10 protein-coding genes and 3 pseudogenes are annotated in these 15,472 nt (G+C 49.1%); 6 read left to right on the top strand and 7 right to left on the bottom strand.

What is annotated here, in order from left to right; translation table 11 throughout:
- Positions 1-97 precede the first annotated feature (97 nt).
- Positions 98-1,096 carry a helix-turn-helix domain-containing protein gene (locus tag IQ219_RS07400; protein ID WP_194072202.1) on the bottom strand — a complete coding sequence of 333 codons (999 nt, stop codon included), beginning with the start codon at positions 1,094-1,096 and terminating at the stop codon, positions 98-100.
- Between the two features lie 266 nt (positions 1,097-1,362).
- Here IQ219_RS07400 and IQ219_RS07395 point away from each other — a divergent pair.
- From IQ219_RS07395 to IQ219_RS07375, 5 genes and pseudogenes are all read left to right on the top strand, one after another.
- Positions 1,363-2,814: pseudogene (locus tag IQ219_RS07395) on the top strand (arylsulfatase).
- A gap of 149 nt (positions 2,815-2,963) precedes the next feature.
- Positions 2,964-3,090, top strand: a pseudogene (locus IQ219_RS07390) (IS5/IS1182 family transposase); the annotation flags it as partial.
- A 367-nt stretch (positions 3,091-3,457) separates the two neighbouring features.
- Positions 3,458-4,141, top strand: coding sequence for a MarC family protein (locus tag IQ219_RS07385; protein ID WP_190597379.1), 684 nt, complete (start codon positions 3,458-3,460; stop codon positions 4,139-4,141).
- A 30-nt stretch (positions 4,142-4,171) separates the two neighbouring features.
- Complete coding sequence (locus IQ219_RS07380; protein WP_194072201.1) at positions 4,172-5,962, top strand: outer membrane protein; 1,791 nt, start codon at positions 4,172-4,174, stop codon at positions 5,960-5,962.
- Between the two features lie 354 nt (positions 5,963-6,316).
- Entirely contained in the window at positions 6,317-6,715 is a 399-nt protein-coding gene (locus IQ219_RS07375; protein ID WP_194072200.1) for a transposase, read from the top strand.
- A gap of 4 nt (positions 6,716-6,719) precedes the next feature.
- Here the strand turns inward: IQ219_RS07375 and IQ219_RS07370 are convergent, their stop codons facing one another.
- The 3 genes from IQ219_RS07370 to IQ219_RS07360 form a co-directional block, all read right to left on the bottom strand.
- A complete protein-coding gene (locus IQ219_RS07370; RefSeq protein ID WP_190597375.1) occupies positions 6,720-6,914 on the bottom strand; it encodes a hypothetical protein in 195 nt (64 codons plus the stop codon).
- A 63-nt stretch (positions 6,915-6,977) separates the two neighbouring features.
- Positions 6,978-7,433, bottom strand: a complete 456-nt coding sequence (locus IQ219_RS07365) for a divergent PAP2 family protein (RefSeq protein ID WP_190597373.1) — start codon at positions 7,431-7,433, stop codon at positions 6,978-6,980.
- Between the two features lie 122 nt (positions 7,434-7,555).
- On the bottom strand, positions 7,556-10,405 hold the full coding sequence (locus IQ219_RS07360) for a GAF domain-containing protein (protein ID WP_228016783.1): 2,850 nt from the start codon (positions 10,403-10,405) through the stop codon (positions 7,556-7,558).
- Between the two features lie 64 nt (positions 10,406-10,469).
- On the opposite strand from IQ219_RS07360, the gene IQ219_RS07355 reads away from it, so the two are divergent.
- Entirely contained in the window at positions 10,470-10,682 is a 213-nt protein-coding gene (locus tag IQ219_RS07355) for a chlorophyll a/b-binding protein (protein WP_010871838.1), read from the top strand.
- A 167-nt stretch (positions 10,683-10,849) separates the two neighbouring features.
- On the opposite strand, the gene IQ219_RS07350 is transcribed toward IQ219_RS07355, so the two are convergent.
- From IQ219_RS07350 to IQ219_RS07340, 3 genes and pseudogenes are all read right to left on the bottom strand, one after another.
- Positions 10,850-12,481 (bottom strand): DUF3352 domain-containing protein, encoded by a 1,632-nt coding sequence (locus IQ219_RS07350; RefSeq protein ID WP_194072198.1) that lies wholly within the window; start codon positions 12,479-12,481, stop codon positions 10,850-10,852.
- 34 nt (positions 12,482-12,515) lie between these two features.
- Complete coding sequence (locus IQ219_RS07345) at positions 12,516-14,156, bottom strand: hypothetical protein (protein WP_228016782.1); 1,641 nt, start codon at positions 14,154-14,156, stop codon at positions 12,516-12,518.
- A 202-nt stretch (positions 14,157-14,358) separates the two neighbouring features.
- Positions 14,359-15,472: pseudogene (locus IQ219_RS07340) on the bottom strand (caspase family protein); the annotation flags it as partial.

Raw genomic sequence — 15,472 nt, 5'->3', positions numbered from 1 at the left:
TACCCATGTTTTAGATGAGTTGACCAAGCTTTTTAATAAAGTTAATGAGCTAGATCGATTAAGATATTTGGTCAATTCATGGGACATATTCTGCCATTCACCTGCCTAGATTGATGGAAGAGGGATACTTGCCTCGCTTCAAGGTTACCGAAGGTAGCTCACCAAACATTTGTTTATAGTCGCGGGCAAAGTATCCTAAGTGGTAAAAGCCGAACAAAGTTGCAATTTCAGTCACAGTTTCTTGGTTTGGATTAGCAACCTTTAAAGCTCGATAAACCCCTTGCAATCGCAAGATTTTCAAATAAGCCATTGGACTTCTGCCAAACAGTTCTTGAAAGCCGTAGCAGAGGGCGCGGCTACTGGCGTCTAGGGCTTCGCAAAGGTCAGTGAGCGTTAGCGGTTGGTCGAGGTATGATCGCATATATTCATCAGCCTGCTTAACCAGGTGTGATCGGCGGAAGAATGTACCAGCAATTTTGTGGCTTCTTTGAGCAGGTAAGGACGTCACAAATAACAGCAGAAAATCTTCTAAAACGATCCGTTGAAAACCTGGCTTTAGCAATAGTGGTGATCTCTGGATTAACAATTCATAAAGCTGCTCTAAGTAGGCACGTAAGCACGACAAAGACTCTGGCATATAGACATAGTTTTCCGCCAAGAAACTGGCATCTAAATCTGGCCGATCCAAAGTTTGGGTACACGCTTCAAACACATCTGGTCGGATATAAACAGCACAGTATAAACATCCCCCCGGAAAGACCAGATCCGCCTTACGTTCAGGGTCAAAGCCAAACAAATAGTCCTCGGTCACCAGTCGTCTATTTTCAATTCCCTGCTGACCTTTACCCTTGAGAATCATGGCAAAAGTCAAAAAATCCGTCTGCTTATCGCCAAAGGCATGCAGGTTTCGGTTGACATAATTGAAATTAAACTGAACGGCTCCTAAATTAAGGGCAACTGATTCGCACTTAAACGGTTCACGCTCTAAGGGAGTCAGGCGGACATCTTCAGGCAAAAAAAACGCTAATTCATCAATATCTTTGAATAAATAGTACTTTGCACTATTTAAGGCAAGGTTATTCGGCAGTTCAGCCATCCGACTTTTCAGCGGTTTCATATCTTGTCAAAGTAATGTCCAACTTGATACCGAAGCCAATGCTGAAATCATATTTTTCAATTGAAATCCTTTAAGTTTTTTAATCCTTTGCTGCTGCAAACTCGCGATTTTTAGATAGTCATTTATTTTGCAGCGGCATATTGTGGAGGTTTATGGTCAACTCTGAAATCAATTATGCCGCAAGGTGTTGTGCGATTGCCGGCTGGCCATAACTCATCTCAAAATGACGCATAGGAACGGAAATAATGCGCAACGTAAAAGCTTTGGGCTTTGCTATCGCCTTTGTCGTGGCAGTTGTGTTAGGAATGCATCACTGGTGGTCGCCAGCGGCGATCGCCCAGCAACCCCCTCGCCCCAACATCGTTTACATCATGGCCGACGACCAGGGGTGGAAAGATGTCGGGTTTCATGGCTCAGATATTCAGACCCCCAACCTCGATCGCCTCGCCCAAACGGGAATCCTTCTCGAAAAGTACCATGCCCATCCCTAGTGCACCCCCTCAAGAGCGGCCCTGATGACGGGGCGCTATCCCTTCCGTTATGGGTTGCAAACGGTTGTGATTCCCTCTGCTGGCACCTACGGGCTGGCGACTGATGAATGGCTGTTGCCTCAGGCGCTCAAGGAGGTCGGCTACGAGACTGCCCTGGTGGGCAAGTGGCACCTGGTGCATGCCGATCGCCGATACTGGCCTTTGCAGCGGGGGTTTGACTATCACTACGGCCCCATTCTGGGCGAAATCGACTACTTTACCCATTCTGCCCACGGCGTCGTGGATTGGTATCGCAACAACGAACTGGTCGAAGAAGAAGGCTATGTCACTACCCTACTCGGGCAGGATGCGGTCAAGCTGATTGAGGAACACGATCCAGAGACGCCCCTCTTCCTCTATCTAGCCTTTACCGCTCCCCATGCTCCCTATCAGGCACCGGAAGAAGCGCTTGAGCAATATGCCAATATCGCGGATCCGAGCCGTCGGGCTTATGCGGCCATGATTACCGTCATGGACGAACAGATTGGGCATGTGGTAAAGGCGTTAGAGCGGCAGGGCATGCGCGACAACACGTTGATTGTGTTCCAAAGTGACAATGGTGGCCCTCGTTCCGCTGCGGTGACGGGGGAAGTGGATACCTCTGGCGGCTCTATTCCGGCTGATAACGGCATTTTCCGCGAAGGCAAGGGTTCGCTATATGAAGGGGGGACTCGCGTGGTGGCCCTCGCCAACTGGCCAGGACAGATCGAACCCGGTTCGGCAACTGATCAACCCATGCACATTATCGATTGGTATCCGACCCTTGCCAGTCTCGCGGGTGCATCACCCGATCCGACAAAACCGCTCGATGGGTTAAACATATGGCCCGCCTTGGCAGAGGGCAAAGTTGTAGAGCGCGATGCCGTCGGCTTTGAGGTTGAACCCTTTCGCGCGGCTGTCCATGAGGGCGATTGGAAGCTCGTGTGGAAGGTGGCGTTGCCCTCCCGGGTTGAGCTGTTTAACCTGGCTCAAGACCCCTCAGAGGAAACAAACCTGGCAGCGCAAAACCTCCGCAAGGTCGCCCAGCTCAAACAACAGATTGAGCAAATGGCTCAAGAAGCTCAACCATCGCTGTTTTTAACTGAAGCCTTAGGAGCAGCGAAGAGTGTTCTGTTTACGTCCGTTGCGACACCCGAGGACGCCGAGGAGATCGAGTCCCAACCATAAACGGTACTCCTCTGAAGTGGAAAGTGAGGTCTATGACAGCCAACGGTTTGGTTAAGACAATTCTCAAACTTAACGTTTAAATGTTCTCAACTGCTTAAACTGTCCTAACCGACTCCTCGAGTGCAATATCAGCCTGTGCCTCCACTAAAGAGGGACAAAAAGGCTTTGAGGTTTTGCCACGATGTTGGGTTGTTGAACGTACCTTTGCTTGGTTTGGTCGCTATCGTCGTTTGAGCAAGGATTATAAATATTTACCTACAACCTACAACTAGTTAGGCAATGCTCTATGTGGCTATGGTTAACCTCATGCTCCGAAGGCTTGCCTAAAACTTTTAAAACACATTCTTAGACCGGGCATTCCACTGACAACAAGCGATGCCCATCCTTTTTCAGCCGGGATTGGGAAAAAATTTCCCGCTAGGGTTGCCTAGCACAAGCACTGAAACACCCCCAACGCTCGATTTCCCCTGGATTAACCGCACTGCCGCACGGGGGACTTTCTCTGGGCGATCGCCTTTTAGCCAGGAACAATTGTGAGCATTAATTTCTCTTGAAGATAAGTTTCTAGCTTTTCCCTTAGGTAGAATACTTATTTGGGGATTACCAATATTTTCTGTCTAAATTTTATTTGAATTTTCAGATTATGGATTTTTCATTTTTAAGAAACTTTGGAATCACCCTATTTGCTCTCTTGAATGCCTTAGGTATGCTACCTATTTTTATCAGTTACACTGCCCGTGAAACCAAAGAAGTCCAACGGATTGTTGCTTTTTTTGTCTCTCTGACTGTTCTAGGTTTGTTAGTGATCTTTATGCTTGTAGGGACACCGATGCTTAATTTTTTTGGTGTGACCCTAAATTCCTTTCGGATTGCGGGGGGCATACTTCTCTTAATCATCGGTATCAATATCGTGAACGGAAAGGGAACAAATACAACAGACTCTCTTTCTGATAAGCAAGAAGACAAGAAAAGTAATCTAATTGAAGCAAAATCAGTTTACAGTCAAATTGTGATTCCCATGGCCATGCCCTTATTAGTGGGGCCAGGGGTTATTGCTAATGTGATTCTTTACGCCAGTGAGGCGGAGAAAATTCATAAAGGGACCGCTTTTGAACTCATTCCTGTGACCGCTTTTGTGACTTTTCTGGTTTTCCTTGTTCTCGCTTCAGGTAAATCATTACAACGACTTTTAGGTAATATTGGACTGAGTATTACTCAACGGGTCATGGGCTTATTTGTTGCGGCGATCGGGGTTCAATTTATGGTTACAGGGGTAATTGATATTTTTACTAGCCAAATTATGCCTGAATTATCAAAAATCAAGTAATATATCTGAAAAATAAGAGGAGTGATCGCCGTGTTAGAACAACTGAAAAATCCTATTAAATTAATCCTAATCATTCAAGGTTTTTTGCTGGGAACTTCTGGTTTATTTACCCCAAAAGTGCTTGCCAATCCTGTTTCATTATCTTCAATAGCCCCAGAAGCAAAATTGGTTAGTTCCTGTAATGAAGTTGTGCCGACATCAAACTTCATTGCACCGACCGAATCCAGTTTGGAGGAAGAGCAACCCTTACCGGCTCCGACAAGTTCCTGTGCCTCGGATTTAGAAATTCTATCTTCCCAACCAAATACCCTAATTTCTCAGGAGTTTATCCCCCCGCCTGAAACTGTCCCCGACTCCCCTGAAGTTCTTGACCCCTTACAAGTTCAGACCGTAGAAGATAGCGATAAATGGAGATTTGTATTCCAACCCTACGCCACTATTCCTATTAGTACTTATGGTAGTGCTACCGTTAAAGGAGAGACCGTTAATTACCGCTTGGGACTGGGAGAATTGTTGCAATACCTCAACGTAGCGGCGAGTGGTCGTGTGGAAGCCTGGAAAGGAAACTGGGGATTTATCATCGATGGTTATTATGCCAATTTACAGGGAGCGGGTAGTGTTCAGAGAACAAATACACGTACTCCTAGTCCAATTAATACGGTGGACTATTTTTTAACTAAAGGCATTAACAGCAATATCCAGGAAGTTGCTAACCTTTTAGATCAGCAAGTGCAAGTCTTGCAAGGACAAGAGGAACTGAAAGCTAGTGAAACCCTACAAAACTTTGAAAGAGAAGTAAATGACCTCCAGGTGACCCTAGCAAAAGATGCCCAATCCCTAGAAACTTTAGCATCTGATTTTAAATCTTTTACGGAAACCTTAGCTCAAGATGGTCGGAAACTAGAAACTTTATCCACAAACATTCAAGAGGTTCAATCTCTCAACGTCCCTCTCGAAGTAGATCAAGGATTCAAAAAGGCGATCGCCCTCAATAGTGCCATTGCCAAGAATCAGGAGCAATTACGAGATCTACAGCAACAAATCCAAAATATTGGCACCATTCCCAGCCTAGATCAAGTTCAGCAAAACCTACAGCAAACTAGAGCAGTCTTAGAAGAAGCAGGTCAAAAAGTTCAAGAATTACAGCAAATTGAAGATAGTGAATCGCTACGGACATTGCAATCCACCATTGAACAAGATAAACAATTAGTTGATCAACAAATAGAGGATATAAACAAAGTTCAAAATTTTCAAGATAATCGGGAGCCACAACAAATCAACAATAATATTGACAGTAGTCTTCAATTTAACCAAGGGATTTATGACTTTGCTATTAGTTATAACTTCGGTGATTCTCCCCCCGCAGGGTTGCCGAAAGAACCCTCTGGAAAAGAATTTCCCCGTTTCTGGTTCCAGCCCATTTTAGGGGTGCGTCTGAACAGTGTTAATCTGCAACTTGAAAATACGATTAACTACAGCATTTCTAGTAGTCTAGTCAACATTGAAGGTACGACCCAAAATACTCTTCAGGCAGGAAAAGTTTGGCTTGACCCCCTCATCGGTGGAAAACTAGGTTTACAGTTATCTGATCCAATTACCCTTTGGTTTCGAGGTGATGTTTCAGGTTTTGGTCTATCAGGAGGCACTAATTACAGTTGGAATTTATTTTTTGGTATGGATTGGTGGGTCAGGGAAAATATTTCTTTGCAATTGGCCTATCGTTTCTATCAACTTAATTATCAAACAGGTACGGGCAGCAGTGCCTTTGGCTTTTCGGAATCTTTTAATGGGCCCTTTCTTTCTGCTAGTTTCCATTTCTAGCCTTGGCTAATTTCCCACTCTCTATTTGTTTTGAATATCGTACAATTTAAACAAATCTAATCATCCATCAATAACTAAGGTGCTGAAAGCTCATAATTTACGATATTCCACAAGAAAACTAAGCTCCTTTCTATTAGAGGATGTCTGAGAAGAGTATGGCGAAAAAAAAAGAGAAATTCAGTCTGTAGAAGTACCAAAATCTCTAGACCAAAAAATATCGTTACATCCTACCCCGCGGACCTCAGTGATGACCAGTGCTCTCTGATTGCCCCTCTGTTTGCTCCAGGGAAACCTGGGGGATGTCCTCGCTCCACAGACTTGCGGCAAGTTGTCAACGCTCTCCTGTAAATCCTCATGGGAGGGATTACCTGGCCTTCACTCTCCCATGATTTTCCCAAGTGGAAAACCGTTTACCACTACTTCCGTCAGTGGTGTGATGATGGCACCCTCGAATGCATTAATCAAACCCTCCATCAGTGGGAACGCAGCACTGGTCATGAGCGATCCCCTCTCACCCAGCTATGGGGTGGTGGATTCTCAATCGGTGGATACAGCAACAATGATTCATCTCGATGTGGAATTTGTCCATTTTTCTCAGTCAGGGTCAGCTTTGTTATATCTGGCATCAATTCGCATTCTACTCAGGCGCTTAGCTTAATCCCTATCATCCAATTGCTTTTCACACATCCTCTTAACCTTCAGTTTTTTTTCCTGCTTTTCTTTCTTCTCAAACTCAGCTTTATAGGGGGGTAACTTTCTATCGTTTGCCCTGGAAAATTTGTTGCATCTGCTCCCACACCTGAGCGGGAGTAATCTTAAACACGAGATAAAGCACCACCAAGATAATGATAATAATGACTCCATTTTTAATGGTTGCCGTTGTCACCTTAAAAAACCAGCTTAGTACCAAGCCAATGATCAAAATAGTGGCCAGTAAAAGGATAATTTCCATGGATTTAATCTCCTAATCTCCGCTCTCAGAAAGCTTCGTTAATGCCCAATATTTTCACATCCTTCACTGCACCGGCACGGCGAAAAAGGCGATGGCAATGCCCAATGCTAAACCGGCAAAAACCTGTACCGGGGTGTGCCCCAGTAGTTCCTTTAGTCGCTCCTCCGTGAGGCTTTGATCTTCCTGAAACAATTCATCAATTAACTGATTGAGAATGCGGGCTTGTTTACCGGCGGCCTGTCTGACCCCCGCCGCATCGTACATGACAATGACGGCAAATAGACAAGCAATGGCAAACTCGTTACTGCCCCACCCTTTCTGCAAGCCGACCCCGGTGGCCAGGGCTCCCACCAACGCAGAATGGGCACTGGGCATTCCTCCGGTGGAAACCAGGGAACGGAGATTAATTTTACCGTTGCGGAAAATTTCCACGATCGCCTTGATGCCCTGGGCCAAAAAACAGGCTGCCAGGGAAATCAGAAGCACTTGGTTGTGGAATACTGCGCCAAAATCTTGCATAGATAATGCAGGCTGGAAAAAGGCCGGCCTTGGTTAAACTACCATGATCAACCATACCTTAAACTTAGGCGATCGCCGTTGCTGGCCGTGGACACCAAAGGAAAAATAACCTTAAACCCTCGTCAGGCAACCGGGGGAGTTTCCACCTCGGGGCCGGGGATAGGCAAGGAAAAATAGAAAGTACTGCCCTGACCCAGACTGCTATGGACACCGATGGTGCCGCCGTGGTGTTCAACAATTTTCTTGCAGATGGGTAAGCCCAAGCCAGTGCCCTGGGGTTTGTCTGTGAGTACGTCCCCCCCTTGCTGAAAGGGCTCAAAAATTTTGGCTTGATCCGCCAGATGGATACCGGGGCCATGGTCGATAATCTCCACCCAGAGATAATCTTGGTGGCGGTGGCTACGGGCGATGATTAGGCCATCGGCGGTGAATTTGACCGCATTGGAGAGTAAATTAAGCACCACCTGCAAAATCCGGTTTTCGTCCCCGATAAAATTAGGTAAATCCGGTTCCAGTTCCCCCTGCAAACTAATATTTTTTCCCTGGGCCTGGGGACTCAGGGTGGCGATCGCCCGCTCAACGATGGGGTTAATGGCACAGGGGTTTGCCTCCCAGGATTCCTGTCCTGCTTCCATTTTGGCAATGTCTAGCACATCGTTGATCAACGCAGTGAGACGGTGGGCCTCCGACTCAATGATGGCCAAATTTCGCATCACCCGTTCCGTGGCCTTGCCAAGGTGAGGCTGGGCCAGATCCAACTCTGGGATAATCACCCGCTGCAACTTATCCTGAATGACCGTGGCAAAACCCAAAATTGAAGTTAAGGGAGTGCGTAACTCGTGGGACACTGTGGCCAAAAAATCGGTTTTCATCCGTTCCACTTCCCGTTCATGGGTCACGTCCCGGATCATAATCACCGCCCCTAGGCATTGGGAATATTTACATCCATCTTCATTGGAAGTAATGCTAGTGATCAACGCTTGTCCTTGGCGACCCTGACTTAATGCCACATCGGCGGTGACCACCTGTTGCTCTTGTCTTTCCGGTTTAGCCAACAACTGATTCAAAGTGGCGGGAAAATAGGCATCTACCCCCGCGCCCAATAGTTCCAGACCTTCCAGATCAAACATGGCCAACAAAGCCGGGTTATAGCGGGTAATGCGACCAAACAGATCAATCACTAATAGGCCATCGGCCAGATTATCAACGATCGCCGTCAGGTCAGCCAGGGTATTTTCCATGGTTTTGGACTGCTCCTGGAAGCGGGCTAACAACTGGGCTTGGTACACTGCTACGCCTAACTGATTGGAAATTTGGTGGAGTAGATGGATTTCCCTCGCTTGCCAATGGCGGGGAGCCCCATTTTGATAGGCCCCCAACAGTCCCCAGAGTTGTTCCCCCACAAACACCGGCACCGTCACAAAAGCACGAATTTCAAACTGGCGCAAATTGGCCAAATGACAATCACTAAAACCCGCTGTTTCCACATCGCCCACTGCTAAACTCTCATGCTGGCGATAGCGCCCCCCCTGGGTTTCCTGGAGATAGGTATCTTGCCAGAGGGGAAAATTATTGTTGGCATCTAGCAGGGGTTCCCACATTTGAGCTACGGACTCATGGATAAATTCCCCGCTCCAGTCTGGGTTAAAACGATAAACCAACACCCGGTCGCAACTGAGTAAATGGCGCACTTCGTCGCTGGTGGCTCGGAAAATAGTCTGTAACTCCAACGTCCGGCGAATGCCTTCAATCACCCTGGTGAGGGCCCGTTCTTCCTCTGCAATACGAGCGAGATAGTCTTTTTGGGCTTCCACTTCCCCCAGGGCACTTTGGAGCGCAGTTGATCGCCGTTGGGACTCGGTTAATAATTCTGCCTGTTGCAATGCCACCCCTAAGTTGAGGGCGATTTTCAGGGTAAACTCAATTTCCGAACTTTCCCACGCCCGGGACTCGCCATATTGGTGCACCGACAACACCCCCCAGAGGCGATCGCCAGAAAAGAGGGGCACCACCAAATTAGCCTTGGGTAATCCCAACATGGATGTAGCAAAATCCGCTCCCTGGTCGCCGGTGTCATCCATGGCCAAAATTAATCCCTTGGCAAAATGGTCAATCCATTGGGTGGACAAAGGCACTTTTTCCTTTGGGGGCACAGGGCAGAGCTTTTCGTCCGCCTGGGTTTCTGCCTGAATTTCTCCCCAGGAAAAATTTTTATTCTGCCTAATCTTAATAATGACCACCCGGTCTGCTGCCAACAAATTTCCCACCTCTGTCACTGTGGTTTGAAACAGGGAGCGTAGATCAAGGGTAAAGCGAATTTTATCGATGACATCGGCGATCGCCCGTTCCCGCTGGGCGGATTTAAGGTAGGTTTCCTTTTGGGCTTGGCCATCGGCCACCACAGTCTGCAAAGCATTTTTATGGTTCTGGCAATGAATCCAAAGCTCCGTTTTCATCAAACCCAAACAGAATAAATGGGCAATGCGCTGGGCAAATTGTTGGTCTCCAATGGGCCAGAGTCGGGCTTGGCGGAGGTATTGGAGGCTGAGGACTCCCCAATGGCGATCGTTAATCCTCAAGGGTAAATGCAATAGACTTTTAATCCCCAGGGTCCGACAAAATTCTTCCTGTACTGGTTCTAGTTCGACAAATTTATCTCCCTGCCCCCCCACTGTCCACAGGCCGTCGTGGGGTAGTTGCCCCAGTAAATGGAGCCAACGACAATCCATACAGGGTTCATCTAACTGCACAATACCCCTGCCGGGAGCGGTAGCTTGGGCCACGAGGCGAGATTGAAGGTTCGGGAACACCGCATTCTGCACCAATAACACCCGGTCTACCCCTAGACCCCGCTGCAATCCCTCCACCACCAGTCGATAAATATGATGTAAATCCTGGGGTTGGAGAATAATTTCTAGCAGTTGATCGGCGATCGCCTGTTGGACTGCAGTGGCATGGGAAGAAGGGGTCATTGTTACATTCCTTAAAAAAGTGTTACAATAGTTAACATAAGTTTTTATTAGGAGTAATCTAATTATGACCACCCGTGGCTTCCGCTTGGATCAGGACAACCGTCTCAACAACTTTGCCATTGAACCAGAAGTTTACGTTGACTCTTCCGTACAAGCGGGTTGGACTAAATACGCCGAAAAAATGAATGGTCGTTTTGCCATGATCGGTTTTGCCTCCCTCTTAATTATGGAAGTGGTCACAGGGCACGGTGTCATTGGCTGGCTAAACAGTCTATAGAAGAAGTAGCGTTGCCGAGCTCCCTGGCCCACCCAAGTTTGGGCAGAAGTTAGACCAAGGCCCGCATGACTGGGGCCGCCTTAAAACGTTTCAGCCAACTCGTCGAACCGTTAAGCAAACCGGGGGAAAGGTAGTGATTTCGCCTCCTCTGGTTGCCCGGGTAGAAACTATTGCTCCGGCGCAGTTTTAAGCAACACCATCAAGTCCACCTGTCCCGTTTCCCCATCAACATTACTGGTGGTTATAGCTAAGCCGGTAATGCCCTCTAAAATCGATTGGGCTTCTGGTGGCACTTCTGCCGTAGCTCCGGACAGAGCCCCAAACAAGGGCCAGACCTCCTCGAAATTAACGTAAAAATAACCATGGTTGCGCTGGGGCAAAGCAGAGGTGACCTCAGCAAAAGTCTCTCCAGTGGCGAGGGAATCGTTCCTAGGAAGATCCACTAGGGGATCGGGGGCAAAACCAATGGTGAGCAGGAAAACATCTTCATCTAACCAGCCATAGCCCATTGCTGTTCTTTGATCGGGGCTATCCCAAAGGGTAATTTTCACCCCCTGTACCTCCTCTTGACGGGAGTCCATACCCGGGGGCAATTCCCGCCGGACTAGGTTCTCTAATTGGGTAATGGTATTTTCTGCTGTCTGGCGATCACCTGTTTCCAACAGAATTAAACCGCCAACGCCAAAGTCCCCCAACATGCCTCCCCGAGCTGGAACCATACCCAGCGCAAATTCCCCATCCATCCAACCAAACACATCATTGTCCAAATCCAAGGCAGTTTCCGCGGTAAAAGTGCGGCGTATTTCCTCCACTGTCGTCCCCAGGGGGGCAATGGTCTCTCCTTGACTAACCAACTGTTGCCAACGTCCCTTGATATCAGCGCCATTGAGGGCCATCAGAGCATCTGCGGGCACCCTTTCTAGGATGCGATTATCACTGGGGGGAAAGTCCATCGGCGCTCCAGGGGCCAAATTGGCGATCGCCTGGAAGTGTAATCCTTGCTCTGCGACGCCTACCCCCATCACCACAGACTCAATTTGGGCTAATTGTTCTAAGGTCTCCGGTGGTAAGCTTTCCCCGGACTGGGTCGCCATGGCCGTCAGTAGTTGACCGTAATCGAGCACATAAAATGTGGCGATGGGATTGTTCAAGCTGGCAGTCTTTTCCCATAACCCCCGGTCCTGGGACGCTACCGCCAGGGAATTGCCCTGTTGGGTCGTGGCGATCGTCGTTTCAATGGTGCTGGTTTGGGACGCCACCACCAACTTTTCGTCCACCAAGGCATAGCTAATGGTTTCTCCCTTACCTGTCACTGCCTCCCAGAGTTTCACCCCTTCATACTCCAACTCCTGGGGAGGCGACTGCCATTGCGCCGCTAACTTTTGAAAGAATTGCAGTGCTTTGGTTTTATCCTTAACCCCCACCACCAGCAATAGATCGGTTTGATCTGCTTCCCCTGCCATCGGCACCATGGCCATCATCACATTGCCCAGCCAGGGTTGGATGTCCTGGGCATAGTTAATGTCACCGCTGGCGAGTAAATTTTCCTGTAACGTATCGCCCCATTGCTCCGGAGCAAAAGCCTGGAATTTACCCAGGGCCAACCACCGTTGTTGATCAGTTTCCACAAACCCCGCCATCATGGTGTCCGAGGGGAGCACCTGGGCTCCAGTCTGGGGAGTTAAACCCTGACCCCGGTTCATCCTTGAGTAGAGAAAAAGCCCTCCCCCCACCACAATGGCGATCGCCGCCACCGTCGCCCCGAGCACATAGGTGAGACTGGATTTCTGGGTAGTCATAGCGGCACTCTTTTAATAAAAGTTTACAAAATCCCTAGAAGTCTAGGTCCACCCCCAGGGACAAACGCAGGGGTCCCAATCCCAACTCTTGGGGCGTGAGGAAGCGGGTTTCAAAATAACCCAACATATGGCGCAGTTCCGGCCTGCCCTTGGATTGTCCCGTTACCCCCATGGCAATCAGCACCGCACAATAACCCTTGGTATCCCGACAACGACGCTCCCAATTCTTTTTCGCCTGGCGGTGGGCCGGGGCGTCAAGGAGAAATTCCCCAAAGAGAAATAATTTATCCCGGCCGGTTTTGAGGATACCCAGGTCATATTTAGTTTCCGTCCAGGGGTCTCGCCCCACATTAAACCCCAGTCCGGCGATTTCTCCCTCTTGCTGGAGGCGAAGAATCAAATCTTTGGCTTTGGGGCGGCTAGTTTGGATCATCAACACTGGCATCCCGTCCCCCTTTTGGCGAAACTCACCAGCTTGGTAATGAACCATGGGGGAAGAACGGAGACTGTGCACTAATTCCCAGGGCACCATGCCCAAGCTCATATAGGAATTGTCGGGAATTAAATCATCTTCTAACAGGTCATCGTCGTCTTCTTCGTCTTCCTCATCAAAGCCCAGTTGCGCTAAAAATTCCGCTGTTAGATCCGGTTGGGTGGACAGTCGTACCAACAATTGTTCCTTGACCACCTTGGGTTTGAGGGGATGTTTGACCTGCACCTCTTTGGTGATTAGCTCCAAATTCTCTGCTTCAAAATCGGCGTGGTGGGCTTTGACAAAATGAGCCAACCCTTCCAGGGCACAGTAGATAGCTAAGGCTTCCCCTTCGTCAATAAAGGGACGAATACCTTCTAAGGGATGGATACTGCCAAAAATGGCCATGGCCTGGCCATCCTGGCTAGCAGAGAAAAACAGGGGGTTTTCCTTGGGCATGGTTTCCCCCTGGTCACCGGCTTCATAATTAATAAACCAGCAGTCCTGGGAGAGAAAAACCTGTTCTAAAGACTGGTTATCTTCCTCCCCCATGGCCATTTCCCGAAAGTTTTTCAGGGATTCCAGGGAACGATAGAGGATGATGCCATATTCTTCCCCCAACATCCCCATCACACAGGCGTAGAGCGGCGGCACTTCCTCTAGGCGTGGGATTTGGATAGCAATAATATCCAAGTCAGTCAACACTTCCCAGGGGGCTAAATGCCAAATTTCCCGAGCTAACTTTTTGAGGGGGGCATCGAACGGTGGAGGAACAGGGTCCGGGCGGCGGTCATCAATGCTGTCAAAGGTGCGAAAAAGTTCATCAATTAGGGGCAGTTGGGCTTGGTATTCCACATTGATATTCAAACCCTGAAGAATACCCCGCAGTAAAAACTGTAGCTCCCGGTTGCGGACGACAATTTTTTTGGGCCGACAGGGGGGCGCTGGCGATCGGGGCATCTCCATGGCCCGGATTAGGGTACGGACCACGGTTTCCATACCGGAGGTTTCAGGAATTACATCCATGGAACGCACTAATCCCTCGGTACCGTCCACCCAGAGAATGCATTCCCCTGGCTCCCCGTCTTCCCTTTCCCCCAAGGCCCCCCCATTAAACGGGCGGCGATCGCCTTCCCAGCCACTCGGAATCTGTGGTAATTGCTGCAACCGATGCTGGGTAGACGAGGGCAAGGAAGATGTCATAGATGAACAATGGACGGACAAAAATAGTTAGCACAATGGCTGGGGGTGGGGAGCATTTTCAGTGGGAAAAGTAATGTCTAGAGTTAACGACCGCATCAAGGTCAATGGCATAGACAGAATCAGACCCCCTTGGTCAAGGCAAGCTCCACCAACCTTGAAACGTCTAACATCCTAACAAGGAATCCCTAGATTGCGGGCTTTTCTAAATGACTTGATACATAATGGGCAAACTTAACCAATCGGCGGTGGATAGCAATACCATGTCGTCGGGGACTGGGGCCACCGTTACTCCGTGGGCGGTTAAGTCCTGCACCAAGGCTAGGACTACGGGGAGCAAATTTTTCAACGCCAGCACCCGGGGGGGATTGTTTTCTAGGCTAGGGGGATTGGTGGAGTTGTTGCCGGTGATTTGTTGTCCCAGGGCAGTGGCGGTGGCGGGCAAGGGAAAACGGGAAAGGATTAAAAACCAATGGGCGATCGCCTTGTCTCCCCCAATAATCCAGAGGGGATCGTCTGGACTGGGCCAGGTGAGTTGTTCTTTGCCCTGCAATAACTTTAGGTCTGGATGGAGAATGGCCGCCACACTCAGACCACGATTATTGACCCCAATTAAACAACCGTAGAGGGGTTCCTGGCTAAAGTTTTCCAATTCACACTGTAAAGCTTGGTTCGTAGCCACGGTGGGTAGGAAGCTGGGGGGGGCATTGGGAACGCCATTGGCCCCATTGCCGGTGCTGTTGTCCTGGGGAGGATGGGGGTAACGGCCCGATCGCCATTGGTAGGTCAAACGGGGCAGGGGGTTATCCCCGCTGGTTTGTTGCACCAATTTGAGGGCGGCCCCCAGTTGGGTACTATCTCCGTTGGCCAGCAGGGTCAGCCACTTCAAGGCGAGCAAACGGTTCAAGCAGGGGTCCAGGGCACTAATGACAGTTTTCACTGCCCCGCTAGACTCGGACTTGGTCAGGGGTTGCAGGGGATTTCCCCCCTCCGTAAATAGGCTGTAGCGATGGGCTTCTAGCTTGCCAAACACACAATCCGCACTGCCATCACCGGCATTAATCACTGCTTCCACGGCGGCGATCGCCCCAAAGGCACTGGTGGCATCCACCCGCTCAATGCGCTCTAGGTCATGGGCTAGGGCGACGGTTAAGGCGAGGGTTTTGGGAATGGCTCGGTACATTTCCCGCAGGCCACTGCCCACCAGAGTTTCTTTTTCGGCTTCTTTGTCATTGGCTGCCGTTGAGGTTGGTGCTGACTCCGCCTTGGTGGATGCAGTGGTGGAGATCGCCGTTAAGGTAGCGCTTTGTCCTTTGAAG

Origin of the sequence: Synechocystis sp. LEGE 06083, from assembly GCF_015207725.1 — a bacterium.
In the GTDB taxonomy this organism is placed as follows: domain Bacteria; phylum Cyanobacteriota; class Cyanobacteriia; order Cyanobacteriales; family Microcystaceae; genus Synechocystis; species Synechocystis salina.
Note: the sequence above shows the minus strand (reverse complement) of the source record. Positions and strands in the feature narration are given on the sequence as shown.